This window comes from Pseudomonas sp. KBS0710 (genome assembly GCF_005938045.2).
Classification (GTDB): domain Bacteria; phylum Pseudomonadota; class Gammaproteobacteria; order Pseudomonadales; family Pseudomonadaceae; genus Aquipseudomonas.
Genome location: NZ_VCCF02000001.1, coordinates 2758032 through 2775937, shown reverse-complemented (window position 1 = coordinate 2775937; position 17906 = coordinate 2758032). Strand labels below are relative to the sequence as shown.

General features: G+C 54.8%; 14 protein-coding genes and 1 pseudogene. 5 read left to right on the top strand and 10 right to left on the bottom strand.

Annotated elements, in window-relative coordinates; all coding sequences use genetic code 11:
* Positions 1-3 precede the first annotated feature (3 nt).
* The 5 genes and pseudogenes from FFI16_RS12635 to FFI16_RS12620 all read right to left on the bottom strand — a co-directional run.
* Positions 4-1236 carry a hypothetical protein gene (locus FFI16_RS12635; RefSeq protein ID WP_138817551.1) on the bottom strand — a complete coding sequence of 411 codons (1233 nt, stop codon included), beginning with the start codon at positions 1234-1236 and terminating at the stop codon, positions 4-6.
* A gap of 162 nt (positions 1237-1398) precedes the next feature.
* On the bottom strand, positions 1399-2385 hold the full coding sequence (locus tag FFI16_RS12630) for a cupin-like domain-containing protein (protein ID WP_138817552.1): 987 nt from the start codon (positions 2383-2385) through the stop codon (positions 1399-1401).
* Positions 2386-2478: 93 nt separating this feature from the next.
* Complete coding sequence (locus FFI16_RS30480; protein ID WP_178112672.1) at positions 2479-2625, bottom strand: hypothetical protein; 147 nt, start codon at positions 2623-2625, stop codon at positions 2479-2481.
* Positions 2626-3091: 466 nt separating this feature from the next.
* Positions 3092-4822 carry an ABC-F family ATP-binding cassette domain-containing protein gene (locus FFI16_RS12625; RefSeq protein ID WP_138817553.1) on the bottom strand — a complete coding sequence of 577 codons (1731 nt, stop codon included), beginning with the start codon at positions 4820-4822 and terminating at the stop codon, positions 3092-3094.
* Positions 4823-4937: 115 nt separating this feature from the next.
* Positions 4938-5128, bottom strand: a pseudogene (locus FFI16_RS12620) (IS3 family transposase); the annotation flags it as partial.
* Positions 5129-5257: 129 nt separating this feature from the next.
* Between FFI16_RS12620 and FFI16_RS12615 the strand changes: the two are divergent.
* Entirely contained in the window at positions 5258-5869 is a 612-nt protein-coding gene (locus FFI16_RS12615) for an FMN-dependent NADH-azoreductase (protein ID WP_138817554.1), read from the top strand.
* Positions 5870-6110: 241 nt separating this feature from the next.
* Complete coding sequence (locus FFI16_RS12610) at positions 6111-7148, top strand: dienelactone hydrolase (protein ID WP_138817555.1); 1038 nt, start codon at positions 6111-6113, stop codon at positions 7146-7148.
* On the opposite strand, the gene FFI16_RS12605 is transcribed toward FFI16_RS12610, so the two are convergent.
* The 3 genes from FFI16_RS12605 to FFI16_RS12595 form a co-directional block, all read right to left on the bottom strand.
* Positions 7142-8317, bottom strand: a complete 1176-nt coding sequence (locus FFI16_RS12605; protein ID WP_138817556.1) for an MFS transporter — start codon at positions 8315-8317, stop codon at positions 7142-7144. The two genes, FFI16_RS12610 and FFI16_RS12605, sit on opposite strands and share 7 nt — an antisense overlap.
* Positions 8318-8479: 162 nt before the next feature.
* Entirely contained in the window at positions 8480-10066 is a 1587-nt protein-coding gene (locus tag FFI16_RS12600) for an ABC-F family ATPase (RefSeq protein ID WP_074854431.1), read from the bottom strand.
* Between the two features lie 142 nt (positions 10067-10208).
* Positions 10209-11447, bottom strand: coding sequence for an MFS transporter (locus FFI16_RS12595; protein ID WP_138817773.1), 1239 nt, complete (start codon positions 11445-11447; stop codon positions 10209-10211).
* Positions 11448-11601: 154 nt separating this feature from the next.
* On the opposite strand from FFI16_RS12595, the gene FFI16_RS12590 reads away from it, so the two are divergent.
* Positions 11602-12414: a bifunctional 2-polyprenyl-6-hydroxyphenol methylase/3-demethylubiquinol 3-O-methyltransferase UbiG gene (locus FFI16_RS12590; protein ID WP_138817557.1), complete on the top strand. Its 813-nt coding sequence runs from the start codon at positions 11602-11604 to the stop codon at positions 12412-12414.
* Between the two features lie 141 nt (positions 12415-12555).
* Here the strand turns inward: FFI16_RS12590 and FFI16_RS12585 are convergent, their stop codons facing one another.
* Positions 12556-12942, bottom strand: coding sequence for a TIGR03067 domain-containing protein (locus tag FFI16_RS12585; RefSeq protein WP_138817558.1), 387 nt, complete (start codon positions 12940-12942; stop codon positions 12556-12558).
* 341 nt (positions 12943-13283) lie between these two features.
* Between FFI16_RS12585 and FFI16_RS12580 the strand changes: the two genes are divergently transcribed.
* Together FFI16_RS12580 and lpxO are read left to right on the top strand one after the other, a co-directional pair.
* Positions 13284-14615, top strand: a complete 1332-nt coding sequence (locus FFI16_RS12580) for a Wzz/FepE/Etk N-terminal domain-containing protein (RefSeq protein WP_138817559.1) — start codon at positions 13284-13286, stop codon at positions 14613-14615.
* Positions 14616-14867: 252 nt separating this feature from the next.
* Positions 14868-15767: a lipid A hydroxylase LpxO gene (lpxO, locus tag FFI16_RS12575; RefSeq protein WP_138817560.1), complete on the top strand. Its 900-nt coding sequence runs from the start codon at positions 14868-14870 to the stop codon at positions 15765-15767.
* Positions 15768-16661: 894 nt separating this feature from the next.
* Here the strand turns inward: lpxO and FFI16_RS12565 are convergent.
* A complete protein-coding gene (locus tag FFI16_RS12565) occupies positions 16662-17840 on the bottom strand; it encodes an integrase core domain-containing protein (protein ID WP_138814964.1) in 1179 nt (392 codons plus the stop codon).
* Positions 17841-17906 lie beyond the last annotated feature (66 nt).

The window sequence follows — 17906 nt, the reverse complement described above, 5'->3', positions numbered from 1 at the left end:
ATGTCAGTTTTTAAAGTTAACATTGCTCAAACAAATGCTTGGAATGGCACCAACGACCACGCTTGGACATACGTCATCTAATAAGTCATCGAGCAATTGCCTCTGCTCATTGTTGAATAGCGATGATTTTAATGTGTTGACATAGAGCTGTTGTGCTTGTGATTCACTTCGCCAGGCTGGGCATAATATGAGTGATGCATATCTGCCCCAGGCGTCATCAGTCGGGCCGGAAACTATCATGAGTCGCATAGCCGCTTTAACTTTAGACGCTGAATAACTGTCAGAAACGGGCGTGCACGGTACGCCATGTTGATGAAGAATCGTGGCAATAGACCAAGCGACTGTAGCATTGGGATAGTAATCGGAATACGCTAACGTAAAGCCCTCTCTCGATGCTATAGTTGGCCACTCTAAAGGAATTAATTTTTTTAGCGGCATTGGATCATCAGACAGCCTAGAGGCTCTTGCCCAACCTACGTGTTCTGCGCAGTTGGTGTTCTCTAAAATGTTTTTAATTTCTTTGCGAAGTGGTTTTTTATCATCGCCGATCAGTTCGCCTGAGAAAACAAGTATCGCTCTAAGAGATGTTTTTTTAACGACGCGCCGCCCATCGGTTGATGGAGTCGAGTTGAATGGAGTTGCGGTGTCTGCAGTCTGATCAATAATGCCTTTTTCGAACAGCGTGAGATTCTCTTCAGGGTTACGAACGACTTCTATAAGAATAGGTGGGATGCTGTCGTGAGGACACGAAGCCTCCCACCTATTGGGGGCAATTTCACAGACTTGTCGGGCCCCTGGCCATTTATCCGTACGAAACGGTATCCAGGCAGGGGAGGATAGCAATCCTTCAAAGGCGGGAACTTTTTCTTCAAAACGTATAACAGCACTGCCATCGTGTGTTAACCCTAACGTTGCTTTACTCATGATTAGATGACGGACGATGAAGTCCTGACTGGACAGATAATTTAGTCCATTCAAATAATCTTTTCCTGAAATATTATTAAGGTTACGGAGGCTGTTAGCGTTGGGAGAAAGAATGTAGGTATATCCCTCATCCTTAACGTTTATATCACAGCCACCTTCTATGTTCACGTTTGGGAGTGGCATGGATATTGGCGCTCGGGGAGGAAGCGCCCCCAAACTCGCCAGTTGCAGTGCCCCATAGTCGCGAGGAGATTTTAATGATCCGGGAGGTGCATCCACAGCAATCCTAATTGATTTGTGTTTCTCCGTCACACAGCCCCCTTACGTCGTGCCAGGTTACCAAGAATTTTTAATTGTTCTGTTTTTACGTGGCGAGTTATTTAAGGATTGCTTGAATAAGCGTTACCAAAAATAGCACGCAAAAAATTATTTAGTTAATGTGCTCTCAGTGGATGTCTGGTAAATCTTTGTTCTTTAATCGCTGAAATTTTGTGAGTAATAACGACTTAGGTGCTCTTCGGATTTTTTTGCTGATTTTTTAAGAAACATAATGTAATTTTTTTCATGCTCAACAAAATCCCCGATCTTATGAGATAAGGGCGGGGAGAGTGTTTTTACTGATTTAAATAATTCTGTTCTGGCCTCCCTTCCTAAGTCTTCGATTTTACTTAGTAAGGGTAGAACAAAACCACGCATCTGCTGTTCAAAAAGTGGAAATCTATGAGTGTCTACATGTAAGTTTTGAACGGCGATTGTAAAGCCACAGTTGATTACGTTATGCCACCAGCCAGGAGGGATATATAAAGCATCACCGGCCGATATTGTACCTTCAAAAATATCGGCGCCGTGCTTGAGTACTTTATTAGCAATATCAGGATTAAATAAATCTTGCCCATTGGAAACTGCAAACGTGTGAGCGGGCGATACCAGGCGTGCTTTTTTTTCACCCACAATCATGGTTAGCACTGAATTGACAAAAAAAGAATCTGTATGCAGAGGGCTTGATACCTGTAGATAACCGATAAGCAAATTGGTCGGTGGTATTGAAATCGAAGAGGGCAATTTGTATAACCAGTTATCAGGAAAACAAGGTAGGCTCATGTCGATATCATCGAGTAGCTCAGGAAACTCTTTATGATAGATCCATCCACCCAAATAAGGTAATTCAGCGTCATCTTCAAAGGCGCTATTTTTTTCTGCTAAAACTATATACTCTCCCAGTGACATCTTGGTTTGGTCTTTGTACGCTTCTTGTCGTTTCGTCTTGTAATAACAGACAGGTACTTTGATATGTCCATAAGTCTTTCTGAAAAAGTCTGCAGACCAACGCTTAATGGCAGGCCAATCCTTACCCATTCCTTTTAGAATGACGGGCTTTTCATTCATGAGGTAATTTTTTCGAAATAACACTACGTCACTGGCATCGATGCTCTCAAGAAGAATTATTTTTTTATTTTCCAAAGGAATAATCCTGACTAAATAGTTCGCTGTTGGTTTTATTAAAAAAGGTCAAACATAATGAATGACCTTTTTTGTCATAGTCCTAGCGAACTATTAACAACGACTGAACACAGCTTGAAGCATCAGTTCGTCATCTGCCAAATCCATGAAGAAAGAGACGTCTTCATTTTCACTTTTCGCAGAGAAAGCGTTAGGATTGTCTGATTCCAATACATATTCAATCACTTCTTCATTTTTCATTTTGTATTCTCATTGGTTAAAAGATGAGGTCGTAACAATGTTGGATATAGCAGCCACTGATGAGTATTGCTTTTTGTTCAGGCATCAAGCGGGAGGCCCTGTTTTATTCAGGGAGAAACTGCGTAATTTCAGAACCGGTCAGCGACTTCGTAAATAAAGACCATATTCAACAATTCCGCAAATGCACACTTTGTAATTTTGTGTGTCATTCCATCCGTGACAGGAGAAACAGCTGCTGCGCTACGCCAGCAGCGGTAAAAACATGGCGCCGCAGAGGATGGGTGCAGTACTTGCGCTGCAACCGAGAGGTCTGTGGCCGCTATTTGGATTTCGGGAGGTGCAGGAAGGCGCCAGTATCAGTTTAGCCAACCCGGATAGACTGGATAACTGCTCCGTATTCTTTTCCCGTCCGCGGTAACCAACGTTGCGGTAATTGAAGCGCGCCAGATCACCTGGAAGAGTGGCGCTACCCTAAATCGAGCAGAACGCCGAGCTGAGCAATCTGTTGCTGCCACTCCCGCTGTAATTCGGGCTTCTGGTGCTTGACCTTACGCGCCAGGTCCTCCTCCAGTTTACTTTCGAGATCCAACAGAGTGGCCAGTAGGAGTTCTTCTGTTTCTGGCAATATAAACGATCGTTCATCCTGTACCGGCGCGGCTAACGTGGCGGATACATGCGCATTTGCCAGAGTGGCATACACTGGCGCTAGAGCGTGCCAGTCTTTCAGCCTATGGTCATCTATCAACCAGAAACGATTACAGCTTTGCTCAATCAATGTACGGTCGTGAGAAACCAGCAATACAGCACCGCTGAACATTTTCAGCGTTTGCGCCAGTTCTTCTTTGCCTTCCATATCGAGGTGGTTAGTCGGCTCGTCCAGCAATAACAACGAATAGTTTGCCAGTGTGAGTCCGATAAACAACAACCGTGAACGCTCGCCGCCGCTCAGGGTGCTCACTTTTTGTTGATGGCGCAGGTACGGGAAGCCGGCACTAATGAGCGCTATTTTTCTCTGGTCTTCTGTAAGCGCCGAAAAAGGGACAAGTGCTTCGTTTAAGGTGGCATCATCACGCAGCTGCTGCAGGCTTTGATCGTAGTAACCGACGCGTACTTTCGGGTGGAATACCACGCCATCCTCTACTGTCTCTGGATAGCAGAAGGCTCGCCATAAGGTATGCAGGAGTGAAGATTTACCACAGCCATTGCGGCCAACCAGTGCAATCCGATCACCGCATTTAACCCGGATTTCGTCCAGCTCGAACAGCACTGGCGCATCTGACGCAGGCCGAACCTGCAAATGAGATAGCTCTAACAAGCGGTCGGCTGTTAACGCTTCGCCATTAAGACGCAACTGCCACTGCGTCCCGGCGGTGACTTGAGTCTGGTCATCCTTCAGCCGGTCGACCTGTTTCTCCATTTGCTTGGCTTTGCGCGCCAGCTTCTCGCTATCGTAGACGCTACCCCAGATGGCCAGCTGTTTAGCGCTTTTTGCAACTCGGTCAATCTCTTTTTGCTCGGCCTGACGGCGGTGGGTATCTGCACTGTCTTTCTCTGCCAGAGCTTCACGCGCCTGCGTGCAGGGTAGTCGAATAAATTGCAGGGTCTTGTCGCGCAATACCCAGGTGCAGTTGGTGACGTTATCTAAAAGGCTGCGGTCATGGGAAACCAAGACAAAGCTGCCGGCCCAGGTTTTCAGAAAGTGCTCAAGCCAAAGTAACGTCGGTAGATCTAAATGGTTACTGGGTTCGTCCAACAACAGTAAGTCCGGCTGCCGGATCAGTGCGCGGGCCAGCAGAAGGCGCGTGTGCTGCCCTCCGCTGAGCGTTCCGGCAGTCAATTTCCAAGCAGCTTCATCAAACCCCAAGCTGGCCAGCAGCGCTTCGACCTGCCAGCGTTCGTATTGATGCAAACGGTCGGGCCCATGATTGATTACCGCGTCGATGAGTGTGTAAGCATTCAGGTCGGTGGGCAGATGCTGTTCAACCCGTGCCATCCGGCATTGGTTTGACAGGGATATAGTGCCGGAAGTGGCGGTGAGATCGCCGCTGAGGATTCTCAGCAAGGTACTTTTGCCACAGCCGTTATGACCAATCAGGCCGATGCGGTCGCCTTTTTTAAGGCCGAAGGAAATGTCTGCGAACAAAGGGCCAAAGGTATTTTCGTAACTGATAGATTGTGAAGAAAGCAGGGTAGTCATTATCAGGCTTACTCAAGTTTACGAATGTGGAATTAGAAACGCTGAGCGTCAAAAATATTGACGATAGTCGATAAGGAATCGTCCTGGATTTCCAGCCACTCCCCGGCGTTTTTCCGTAACGCTTTTCAAACTCTATCGGTGACCGCTGATTGTTGAAACCACGACGTCGTTTCGGGTTGTAAACATTTTGATGCAATCGAGCACATCACCGTGAGCATCCTGGCGGCGGGTGTAGATTTCGCGCTTGGTCCTTTCCCGCGTTAGCAATTGGAAAAAGCGCTGCGCTACAGCGTTGGATTGGATGTTTGCTGAAACAGGATTGTCCTGCTGGCAGGACGATCAATCACATTTGCGCCGTCTAATCGATCATTGGGTTCATGTGTAGGATTAACCTCATTCGATCGCCCAGCCGCGATCCTCACTTGGAGAACCCGCATGAAACTGTTGCATATCGATTCCAGCATCCTCGGCGACAACTCGGCTTCGCGTCAGCTCAGCGCTGGTGTGGTCAAGGCCTGGCAAGCGGCTGAGCCGAGCGTGGAAGTGACGTATCGTGACCTGGCCGCCGAAGGTATCAGCCACTTTTCCGGCCTGACCCTGGGCGCTCTGGGCACCGCTGCCGAATTGCGCGACGCCGTACAAAAACACGAGGCTGACCTCAGCGCTACGTCCCTGGCTGAATTCATCGCCGCTGACGCCGTAGTCATCGGTGCGCCAATGTACAACTTTTCGGTGCCGTCCCAGCTCAAGGCCTGGATCGACCGTATTGCCGTGGCCGGCCAAACCTTTCGTTACACCGAAGCCGGCCCTGAAGGCCTGTGCGGCGGCAAGAAGCTGATCATTGTTTCCACCGCTGGCGGTCTGCATGCGGGCCAGGCAAGCAATGTGGGGCACGAGGATTACTTGAAACTGGTGTTTGGCTTCCTTGGCATCACTGATATCGAATTTGTCCGCGCCCAAGGCCTGGCCTACGGTGAAGAAGTTCGCAGCAAGGCCTTGAGCGACGCCAACACCGTGATCATCCAACAATTGTTCGCCGCCGCGTAAGGCTTGTGTAAAGTTCGCCTCTGTTCGGTTCCAATCTGAACCGGGGCGCCTAAACTCTGTATTCTGATCGCCTGAACGCGACCGGAGTACGGAGTTTTTTCGTTTACCCGCTGTCATTACTTTGGCCCAGGTTATGCACACATGGGTTTATCACCCGGAGCGAGTGCCTTGGCCCATGGACTTTTCAAACCGACATGCCGCGGGTGTTGAACGTGGTCGCGCAGCAAAGGTGGACATCCCCATGATGCGTCTTTGTGCTGTTTTGGTTCTTTCCCTGCTCGGTGGCCTGATTTCAGTGCACGCCGCCCCAGCGCCGCACCCGCATTGGAGTGTGGGCTTCCACCGCATGAGTTTTCTCGACCCGCTGGATCAGCAGCCGATGAATGCCATCGCGTTCTATCCGTCCACCGACGATGAACATTCCACGCAGTTGGGCCCTTACCACGTGGCCGCCACCCAGGATTCCAAGGTCGCTATCGGGCGTTTCCCGATGCTGATGCTGTCCCACGGCAATACCGGTACACCGCTGGCGCTGCACGACCTGGCCACTTCGCTGGCGCGCAAGGGTTTTGTGGTGGTGGCCGTATTGCATCCCGGCGACAACTACAAGGATCACAGCCGCCTGGGCACGGTGAGCAACCTGTACGGTCGGCCGATCCAGATTTCCGCAGCCATTACCGCCACCCTGGGCGACACGATGCTGTCGCCGTTCGTCAATATCGACCAGGTGGGGGTTATCGGTTATTCCGCTGGCGGTGAAACCGCGCTGATCCTGGCCGGTGCCAAGCCGGATTTCGACCGCCTGCGCCGTTATTGCCAGGAGCGCCCGGAAGACCGCGACGCCTGTACCACCAAAGGCGAGCTGGTGGTCGACCGTGAAGACCTGCAGCCGCAAGCCGACCCGCGTATACACGCCTTGATGCTGATGGCTCCTTTGAGCCTGATGTTCGGCCGCCACACCCTGGCCGATGTGCATGTGCCGGTGCTGCTCTACAGCGGCGACGGCGACAAGCTGGTGGCCGTGGACAAGAACGCCGCCGCCCTGGCGCGCAAACTGCCGCAGCCGCCGGATTTCAAGCTATTGGCCGGGGCCGGGCACTTTGTGTTTATGGCGCCGTGTGACAGCGACCAACTGCTGGCCATGCCGGCGATTTGCACGGATGCCGATGGTGTCGACCGCGAAGGCATTCACCGCGACCTGATCTCAGAAGCGGGACGCTTTTTCGTGCACACCCTGGGTCAGTCTACCCGCGCCGGTTTGCAGACCGCTGATCAGTAAGCGCGGCGCTTTAGCTGCAGGGTCAGGCACAGCGCCGTGACCGACAGCAGCGCGGCGCAGAAGAAGATCCAGCCATAGCCGAGGTTCAGCGCCACGGCGCCCATCAATGGCCCGGCAATCGCCAGGGCCAGATCAAAAAACACCGCATACGCACTCAGCCCCGCGCCACGGCTGCTGTTGGGCACTTGCTTGATGGCTTCCACGCCCAGCGCCGGGTACACCAGCGACAAGCCGAAGCCGGTGAGCCCGGCGCCGATCAGCGCCACACCGGTGGACGGCGCCAGCCACAACAGGGTCAGGCCGACGGTTTCGATGGTCATGCAGGCAATCGCCGCAGTGAACCCGCCGAAGCGGCTGATGGCCGAAATAAACACCAGGCGCGACAAGATAAAACACACGCCAAACACCGTCAGGCAGTACGCCGCACCGGCCCAGCCGCGGTTGAGGTAATACAGGGTGATAAAGGTGGTCAGCGTGCCGTAGCCGATAGACGCCAGGCACAGGCTGGCGCCAAACGGCGCGATTCGCCCGAACACCGCCCAGAACGGCAGCCGCTCGCCACGCACTACCGGCACCGAGGGTTTATTGCGGATCAACACCAGGCCCAAGGCGGCCAGCAGCGATAACGCGATACCCAGGCTGGTGTAGCCGTAATCGGCCACCATCACCACGCCCAGCGGCGCGCCAATCGCGATGGCGCCGTAGGACGCGATACCGTTCCAGGAGATCGAGCGCGCCGTGTGTTCGGCACCCACCGCGCCCATGCACCAACTGATGGTGCCAACGCCGATCAGGCCTTGGGCCACGCCGAGCAATAGGCGGCCGACGATCAGAATGCCCAGGCTCAGGGCGGGCATGCTTTCAACCAGTGTCGCGAAAAACGTCAGCACGCCGCTGACCAGAATACCCGCCAAACCCAGCACAATCGCGCGTTTAGTGCCGACGTTATCCGACATGCGCCCGGCCATCGGACGGCTGAGCAGGGTGGCCAGGTATTGCGCACCGATGGTGACCCCGGCGACTACGGCGCTGAAGCCCAATTGTTCATGCACATAGCCTGGGATGACCGCGATCGGCAGGCCGATGCAGATAAAGGCGATGAAAGTGTAGAAAACAATGGAGACGATCTGCAGGGTGATCGACAGGGAACTGGGGGCGGCGGCAGGCATGGTCACTCGTTCGCGGGCGGGCGGTGAGGGCATGATGGCAAGGGCGTGGGGGAAAAGGAAGCTGGCTAACTAGTTATTATGGGCACCTATTGATGCAAAAAGCCCTGTCACCATGGACAGGGCTTTTTCTTGCCGCTTGCCGCTAAAAACTATTCGCTGCGGTTAAAACACCACGCCTTGGCTGCGCAGGTAGTCGTCATAGGTGCCGCTGAAGTCAATCACGCCGGTGGCGCTCAACTCGATGATGCGGGTGGCCAGGGACGATACGAACTCACGGTCGTGGCTGACGAAGATCAGCGTGCCCGGGTAGTTTTCCAGCGCCAGGTTCAGCGCTTCGATGGATTCCATGTCCAAGTGGTTGGTCGGTTCGTCCATGATCAGTACGTTCGGCTTTTGCAGGATCAGCTTGCCGAACAGCATGCGGCCTTGCTCACCACCGGAAATCACCTTGACCGACTTCTGGATCTCGTCGTTGGAGAACAGCATGCGGCCCAGGGTGCCACGGATCATTTGCTCGCCCTGGGTCCACTGGCCCATCCAGTCGAACAGGGTCACGTCGTCTTCGAAGTCATGGGCGTGGTCCTGGGCGTAGTAGCCCAGCTCTGCGGCGTCGGTCCACTTGATGCTGCCGGCGTCCGGGGTCAGTTCGTTGACCAGGGTGCGCAGCAGGGTGGTCTTGCCGATACCGTTAGGGCCGATGATCGCCACGCGCTCGCCGGCTTCAACCTGGAAGCTGAAGTCTTTGAACAGTGGCTTGCCGTCGAAGCCCTTGGCCATTTTTTCGACCATCACAGCCTGGCGGTGCAGTTTCTTGTTCTGCTCAAAACGGATGAACGGGCTCACACGGCTCGACGGCTTGACCTCGGCCAGCTGGATCTTGTCGATCGCCTTGGCACGGGAGGTGGCTTGCTTGGCTTTCGAGGCGTTGGCCGAGAAGCGGCTGACGAAGGATTGCAGTTCGGAGATCTGCGCTTTCTTCTTGGCGTTGTCCGACAGCAGTTGCTCGCGGGACTGGGTCGCCACGGTCATGTACTCGTCGTAGTTGCCCGGGAACAGGCGCAGCTCGCCGTAGTCCAGGTCAGCCATGTGGGTGCACACGCTGTTCAGGAAGTGACGGTCGTGAGAGATGATGATCATCAGGCTGGAGCGCTGGGTCAGGATATTTTCCAGCCAGCGGATGGTGTTGATGTCCAGGTGGTTGGTCGGTTCGTCGAGCAACAGCACTTCAGGGTCGGAGAACAGCGCCTGGGCCAGCAATACCCGCAGTTTCCAGCCTGGGGAGACTTCGCTCATCGGGCCGAAGTGCTGTTCCAGCGGAATACCCAGGCCCAGCAGCAGTTCACCGGCACGGGATTCGGCGGTGTAGCCGTCCATTTCGGCGAATTCGGTTTCCAGCTCGGCAACGGCCATGCCGTCTTCTTCGCTCATTTCCGGCAGCGAGTAGATACGGTCACGCTCAGCCTTGACCCGCCACAGCTCTTCGTGGCCCATGATCACGGTGTCGAGTACGGTGAATTCTTCGTAGGCGAACTGGTCCTGGCGCAGTTTACCCAGGCGCACGTTCGGCTCCAGCATGACCTGGCCGCCCGACGGTTCGAGGTCGCCGCCGAGGATTTTCATGAAGGTCGACTTGCCGCAACCGTTGGCACCGATCAAACCATAACGGTTGCCGGCGCCGAATTTGACCGAGACGTTCTCGAAGAGCGGCTTGGCGCCGAACTGCATGGTGATGTTAGCTGTGGAGATCAATTACTTTACCTATCAATGAGTTGCGAGCGTGGCGGCAGGAGCCTTCAGGCATGCGTCAACAGCGACATCAAGGCGCGAAACCCGGTCGCTGAGCAGAATATTTTGGCTGTGTGTTGGAATTTGGCGCGCATTGTCGCATATGTCAGGCGACAGTTGTATGGCAGGCGAACGATGGTTTCTCCAGGGTCTCCGGCATCGCCAGCCATAACAGCGCCAAGGCCACGGCGGCCACGCCTGCCAAGGTCAGGAATGCCGCGTTGTAGCCGGCCTGTTGCACCACAAAACCGGCCAGGCTGCTACTTAGCGCCGCACCCAGGCCAAACACCGTCGACAGCGCGCCCAGGCTCACATTAAAACGCCCGGTACCTTGGGTCAGGTCTTTGACGATCACCGGGAACAGCGCGCCGAAGATCCCCGCGCCGATGCCATCGAGCATCTGTACCGCCACCAGCCAGTACGGATCACTGGACAAGGTGTAGAGCACGCCACGCAGTGGCAAAATCAGGAAACCCGCGAGCAACAAGGGTTTGCGCCCCCACACATCGGCCTTGAGCCCCACCAGCCAGGCCATCGGCACCATCACCAACTGCGCAGCGACGATGCACGCCGAGGTCAGCGGCGTGGCCATTTGCAGGTTGATCTGCGCAAGCTTCTGGCTGACCAGCGGCAGCATCGCCGCATTGGCCAGGTGGAAGAGAGCACAACAGATGGCGAATATCAGCAGCGGCCGGTTGGCCAGCAGTACCTTTACGCCGGACGGTTGTTCGTGATCGCTGTGGTGGGCCGGGTCAAAGCCCCTGGCGACTTCATGGTCAATCGCCTTGGCCGACACACAGCTGACGGCCACGATACTGGCCAGCGCCATAAAGGCCATAAGGTAAAACACCACCACCGGGCCATACAGGTACGCAAGGCCGCCGGCCAGCAACGCGGCCACGGCATTGCCGGCGTGGTTGAAGGTTTCATTGCGCCCTGTGCGACGGGTGAAGGCGCGTGGCCCGGTAATCCCCAGGGAAATGGCGGATATGGCCGGCGCAAACACCGAGGCGGCCACGGCGCTGGCGGCCTGGGTCAAGGCCACCCAGCTGAAGGCACTGACAAACGGCAGCAACAGGCAACTGACGGTGACCAGAATGGCAGCCACCGCGATCACGGCGCGCTTGCTGCGTGTGCGGTCGATCAGCGCGCCGGCGGGGCCTTGGGTGGCCAGTGCGGCGATGCCCGCCAGGGTCATGACCACGCCGATGCTGGCCGGGTCCCATTTATGCACGGCCAGCAGGTAAATCGCCAGGTAAGGCCCCAGGCCGTCGCGCACATCCGCCAGGAAAAAGTTGAGGCTGTCCAGGGATAAGGTATTACGCAGGTCAGCGTGATTGGCCACGGCATTGTCTTCGCGAAGGGTGTTCAGGGGCTGGACACTCATTGGGCTAGTGACCCTTGGGTTGGAACAGAAGTTTCGCTGCCGCTGAGGGTTTCATCTGACAGGCATTTGGATTACTTTTCGTAGCTCGCTGAAATGACTCTCTGGAGACGCAATGGACATGCCCTCAGCCCAACAGGCTGTTGCCCGCAATAAGGCCGCCTGGGACGCCTCTGCCGCGCTGCACAAAGACACCGCGACCTGGAAAGCGTTGCTGCAATCTGTCGCTGAGCCGGGCTTTTCGTGCCTCGACCCCACTATCACAGACCTGTTGCAAAGCGTCGGCGTTGCCGGCAAGACAGTGGTGCAAATCGGCTGTAACAACGGGCGTGAAAGCCTGTCATTGTTTGGCCTGGGGGCGCGAGAGGTGGTGGGCGTCGATCAATCGGCAGCCTTTCTGGCGCAAGCTCGGGAGTTGGCTGATGTTTCCCCGCATAACCCGCAGTTTATCGAAGCCGATATCCATCACCTGCCTGAGCGTTTGCGTGGCCGGTTCGATATTGCCTTGGTGACCATTGGCGTACTCGGCTGGATGCCGGATGTAGCGCTGTTCATGCAGCACGTGGCCAGTACCCTCACGCCCGGCGGCACCCTGGTGATCTACGAGACTCACCCTTTCCTGGAAGTCTTCGACCCACAGGCCGCCAACCCGCTATTGCCCGCCAGCTCGTACTTTCAACGCGATCCGTTCGTGCTGCAGGCCTCGATTGTGTACGAAGGGCTGACGGAGGTTCCCGGGCCGACATCCTACTGGTACGTGCATACCCTGGGCAGCGTGGTCAGCGCGGCGATTGCGGCGCACCTGCAGATCGAGCATCTGCGCGAGTATCCGCACTCCAACCGTGAGGAGCTGTATGACCAGTACGAGCACCAGCCGGCCCAACTGCCGTTGTGTTTCACCCTGACGGCCATCAAACGCGCTGTTTGAGCGGGTTTTTCGCGCACAAAAAAAGGCCCGCGAGAGAAGAGGCGGGCCAAGTGATTCACTGGAGTAGGTGGCTTTACGCTAAAGGCCGGAACGTGAAGGCTGTGTGAAAACCATGTTGGCGTTTCGGATGGCGTGCGGTTTTCAGGCGCGGCGCACAAAAGTGCGCATGGTTTGCCCTGGCCCGGTGCTGAAGACTGTCGGGCGGGGCATGTCTTCATCCGCTGCGATGAACACAAAACTATCGCCTTCGAGGCGATAGCTGGCGGGTAACGCTTTGCCGGCGTCATCGCCCATGGAATCTACCCAGGTAATACTTTTGGGCGTTGTGGTGCTATCAAGGGAAAACCGGCCAGCCAGCAATACGTCGCCTGTGACGGTTCGTACGTCGAACTGATCACCGTTAATCGTGGTAATGGCGCCTGGCGCGCTGTGTGCGTCGGCAGGGTTGAGTACGCCGCTGTCTTCCAGGGAGACCTGCACCCAGGCGCCCTGCAGTGCAGTGAAGTCCGGGTCTGGTAGAGGGTTCATGCACGTTCCTTTTGCTGAAGGCTGATCGGCCGGAGTGTATCGCAAATGTGGCAAAAACCTGGTTGGAGTGCGGTTTTTTGGTGGGTTTCGAGCGATTTGACCATTCATTGACTAAGCTGCTCGCATTCTCAGTTATACATAAGGAGTTACCTTGTATAGTCATTGACATCAAGCAGAAACAATCTCTAATAAGGTCGGATTTTTCGCCACGCTGGGTGGTCTGACTGCCATAACACATTCGCAATCAGAGCGTTGTCTCTGACCTTCCATGCCTTTCGAATGCTCAGTTCGAATGATCAGGGGTGGTGGCTTTTTAATGTCAATCTTAAGGTGCGCTTATTTTGAATCAAATTTCTCCGATCAATTCGTCTGTAACTTCAGATGAAATTGACCTGTTTGAATTGTTTCATGCCATTTGGCGGCAAAAGATACTCATAGTGGGCTGTACGATTCTTGCGGGGGTGTTGGGCGCAGGTTACGCGATGGTTGCGCCCAAGCAATACGAGGTCAGCAGTGTGCTGCGCCCGGCCGCGATCAATGAACTGGATGCGCTGAACCGCTCCGAAGTTTACAAGCTGCCGCCTTCGGAGGCGCTGGTAAAAGTAGGCGCGCAACTGGATTCTTACGGGGCTCGCCTGGCGTTCTTTAAAAGCCACAAAGATTTATTCAATGCATACCTGAGGCCCGGACTGAGCGTCGAACAAAGTTTTGAAAACTTCAACCGTAGCGGCATCAGCCTGAGCGTTCCCGATTCCAAAGCGGCAGAGTCGCCGAACAGTGCTATCCGCCTGGAGTTGCAATACCCGTCTGACGTTGACGGTGTTGCGATCCTTAACGGGCTGGTCGACTACGCCATCGCCGCACAGCGCGAGCAAGTGGGCGCTGACCTGAAGGTGATCGTCAATAACCGTCTTTCCGAACTCAAGGGCAAGATCGACGCGGCCCGGGCCAATTACGACACTGAAAAAGAGTCCAAGATCGCGGTTCTGCTCGAGGCGGACAGGCTCAAACGTGCGCGCTTGCAAGATGAGCTCAAAGGCTTGCGCCTGCAGATGAAAATAGAGCGCACCGACCGCCTGGCCGAGTTGGCTGAGGCGATCTCGATTGCCAAGTCCATGGGCATCAATCAGCCAACCACGCCATCCTCCATGGCCGATACTAACCGCGCCGGCTCCAGTCAGGTGGTGCGCACCGAGATCAGTAACCAGAAGATTCCGCTGTATTTCCTCGGCACTGAGGCCCTGGAAGCTGAGCGCAATGCGTTGCAAAAGCGCACCAGTGATGACTTTACCAGCGGCCGTATCGCTGAAATTGGCAAAGAACTGCAACTGCTGGACACCAACCGTGAAGTAGAGATTCTGCAAAAGCGCGGTAACGAGGATATCTTCCTGCGTGATGTCGAACCGCTTCGCACCGAAATCGCCAGGTTGCGCAGCCTTAACATTGATATGAGCAACCTGGAGCTGGTGAGCATCGACCGTCGTGCCCAGGAGCCACTGGGGCCGACCAAGCCAAGAAAACTGGTGATTCTTGTACTTAGCCTGGTGGCTGGGGCTTTCGTGGGGGTGCTGATCGCGCTGATCCGTCACTTGATTCTGAGTTACCGCCAGTCGCGCTCGGTAGCTGGCCCCTCGTCGGGACGCCAGCGCACAGACGACTCGCCTATGCTGTAAACACCCACGCAGAGGGCTTGCGTCCGGGCAGGCCCACACAAGCCCTCTGCGCTGCGTAGACAGCTTTTCACAATTCTTAGTTAACCTTTGGTTACAAACTGTGGCTAAATAACGGCCAATGGCGTGGTTCCGGAAGTGACTCGTCCGGCCAGCCGCCACTATGTAATCGTGATTTCAGGTGCTGCTTATAAATCCTCGGCCGTTGTGTGCATGCAGGAGCAGCCTGTTCTCTTCTAACTTGTGACGAATCCCTTGAAACTCATCATTGTTGTTCTCTACGTTGCCTCCATTGCGTATGTTCACCTGCGTGGCAGAGTGCGACACAAGCTGGGCCGCCAGCTTAGCGATCACTCGACGTTCCTGGCGCCGATCAACTGCTTCCTTTACTTGTTCTCCAAGCAGCCGAGCCGTCCGTTTCTGTCGCCCAGCGACTTTCCGGACCTGAGCCCGCTGCAGGAACACTGGGAGGAAATCCGCCAGGAAGGCCAGAACCTGATGCGCGCGGGCGAGATCAAGCGCTCGGACCAATACAACGACGTAGGTTTCAACTCGTTCTTCAAGTCGGGCTGGAAGCGCTTTTACCTCAAGTGGTACGGCGACAGTCACCCGTCGGCGATGAAGCTGTGCCCGCGAACCACTGAGCTGGTGCAGGGCATTGGTTCGATCAAGGCGGCGATGTTTGCCGAGTTGCCGCCGGGTTCCAAACTGGTGCGTCACCGTGACCCGTATGCCGGTTCCTATCGTTACCATTTGGGGCTGGATACACCGAACGATCCGGGTTGCTATATCAATGTGGATGGCGAGAGTTACTACTGGCGTGACGGTGAGCCGGTCATGTTTGACGAGACTTACATTCACTATGCTGAAAACACGACGCAACAGAACCGTATCATTTTGTTCTGTGACATTGAGCGCCCAATGAAGTATCGCTGGGCGGCGGCGTTTAATCGTTGGTTCAGTCGTAATGTGATGGCGGCTGCGGGTTCGCCTAATGATGACGGTGACAAGACGGGCGGGTTAAACCGTGCGTTTACGCGGCTGTATAAGATCCGTTTGCGCGGCAAAGAGCTGAAGAAGCGTAATCGGGCGCGGTACTACCTGGAGAAATGGGCGATTTTTGCCGGGTTGGCGCTGATCTTTATCCTGATTTGACTTGCTGGCTGGCTTTGTTGCGATAGCGATTTTTCGGTGTACATATCCGTTGTTTTTGTGATGGCTACTTAGGGTTCCGCCCTGACGGCGGGTCACTTTTGGCAAACGCCCGGAATGCCGGCCCAGCCAAAAGTAACCAAAAGGTCTGTGCCCCACCACTCGGCACCTCGCTAATGCTCGGTGTGCCAGAACGAAGGCTTGAATCCGTGGGCCGCCGCGATGGGCCATCCTTGGCCCAGCGCGGCTAACCCGGCGTCCTGCCGGGTTACCCACGGATTCAAGCCTGCGTTCGGCCATCGTGGTTAACGGGGCGTCTGAGATCAAAATCAAGATCAAGATCTACAGCACGGCGGCCTGAAAGCCGACCTGAGTGGTTGAAGCAAGAGCCAGATCAAGTGCGAAGCCAAAGCCTGTCTACCTGATGCAACGGAGTCTAAATGTGGGAGCGGGCTTGCTCGCGAATGCGGTGGGTCAGTCAATTTATCTGTCACTGATACACCGCGTTCGCGAGCAAGCCCGCTCCCACAGTTGACCGCATGTGGTTTTGAATATGAGATCGGCTGCGGATTTGCATGCACTGAAAATCTGCTTTTCTGTGGGAGCTGGCTTGCCTGCGATGCAGACACCTCGGTACATCAGGCACACCGATTTGATGCTATCGCAGGCGAGCCAGCTCCCACCTTTGACCGAGTACGGCTCTGCTGTTGCTCCGGCCCTTACATCCTTTTCGCTGGCGAAGTCAGCGGTCTTTTGATCTGCGCTTGTGATCGTGATCTTGATCTGAGAGCGCCCCCCCAAATCACTGGCGGATTGCGGGCATGCCGAGCCATAGCGAGGCACCGAGTGTTGGGGCGATGTGTACGGGACAACCACATGGGTTACACAAAAGTGCATTCACATAGGTAACACTTTGAGTGAAATATAGCCGTCCTTGTCTGCTTTTCTTGCATCCACTTGACCGAGGATCACTGGGCCGAAAATAACAGCCCACACATCGTCGCTCAGCATCTCCATTCCAATAGTCTGGTATTTCAGTAAATGCCCCACATAAATCCGCAGACCTGACCGATAAATCATCCCGTTTGAGTCAGTCCGGTAACACTCAATATGACTTGCATAACCCATCTCCGGCAGTTTCTCAGGATAGGCTCGAGGTGAAGGTGAATAGCATGAAGCCGGTGTTTTCTGGCTCAGCGCTTCATGCCCTCGCTCGTAATTGTAGTGCTGTATGAAACGATCAAAGTGTTTCTGCTGAGACTCCCAAGCAACCGCAGGTGGATTGGGCAAAGTACTTTTCAGTGTTCGGTGCATACGCTCGTGCCGGCCATTTTGGTCTGGCCGACCGGGCTCGATACGCTCTGGAATGATCCCCAGCCGTAGCCACCAGATCGACAACTGTGACAGCCCTCCACGGCCTGTGCTGGCAAACGGCACTCCGTTGTCAGTACGGATCCGCTCAGGCAAACCATACTCGCGAAACACCCGTTCGAACGTCTCCTGGGTCTCCTTGAAATTGGTGCTGGGCATGCTCTGACAGGCAAGTAAGAAGCGACTGGCATGGTCCATGATTGTTAGCGGATAACACCATACGCCCGCGCCTGTCAGGTACTGGCCTTTGTAGTCAGCACTGAAAAGCTGATTAGGCACATCTGCCTTGCGTAACGGTTTTGGATAGACAGCAACTCTTGGCCGCAAGGGGCGCGACGTGATCAGATCAGCCGCTTTAAGGATGTTATAAATAGTCGTTTTCGAGGGCGGATCCTGGCCCGGAAAACGCTTTATCAAATCACTCTGGATTTTTTTCGGACCAGGGATTGTCTCGCCTATAGAACGAAGTTCGATAATCGCCTGCTTTACCGCCAAAGGCACCACATAAGTCTGGTGGTGCCGACGACGACTACGCTCATCAAGCCCACTGGGGCCTTCTGCTTTGTATCGCTCGACCCACTTGTAGCCGGTCTTTCGGCTGATTTCATAGTCTCGACATAGCTGGCTAAGGCTGTGTTTTCCAGTCAGATATTCAGCGACAAACATCACTTTGAGGTCCATAGGTTTCAGCTCTTTCCAGGGCATGGTCAGATCCTCACGAAATCGACCCTGCCAGTTAAAAACTGTTACCTATGTGCGTGAACTGATTTG

Excerpts from the sequence above, each read along its gene's own strand:
- FFI16_RS12615 (WP_138817554.1), top strand. The coding sequence starts at position 5,258 with ATGAAACTGTTGCATATCGATTCCAGCATCCTCGGCGACAACTCGGCT.
- FFI16_RS30480 (WP_178112672.1), bottom strand. The coding sequence starts at position 2,625 with ATGAAAAATGAAGAAGTGATTGAATATGTATTGGAATCAGACAATCCT.
- FFI16_RS12610 (WP_138817555.1), top strand. The coding sequence starts at position 6,111 with ATGATGCGTCTTTGTGCTGTTTTGGTTCTTTCCCTGCTCGGTGGCCTG.
- FFI16_RS12565 (WP_138814964.1), bottom strand. The coding sequence starts at position 17,840 with ATGCCCTGGAAAGAGCTGAAACCTATGGACCTCAAAGTGATGTTTGTC.
- FFI16_RS12625 (WP_138817553.1), bottom strand. The coding sequence starts at position 4,822 with ATGACTACCCTGCTTTCTTCACAATCTATCAGTTACGAAAATACCTTT.
- FFI16_RS12585 (WP_138817558.1), bottom strand. The coding sequence starts at position 12,942 with ATGAACCCTCTACCAGACCCGGACTTCACTGCACTGCAGGGCGCCTGG.
- FFI16_RS12605 (WP_138817556.1), bottom strand. The coding sequence starts at position 8,317 with ATGCCTGCCGCCGCCCCCAGTTCCCTGTCGATCACCCTGCAGATCGTC.
- FFI16_RS12590 (WP_138817557.1), top strand. The coding sequence starts at position 11,602 with ATGGACATGCCCTCAGCCCAACAGGCTGTTGCCCGCAATAAGGCCGCC.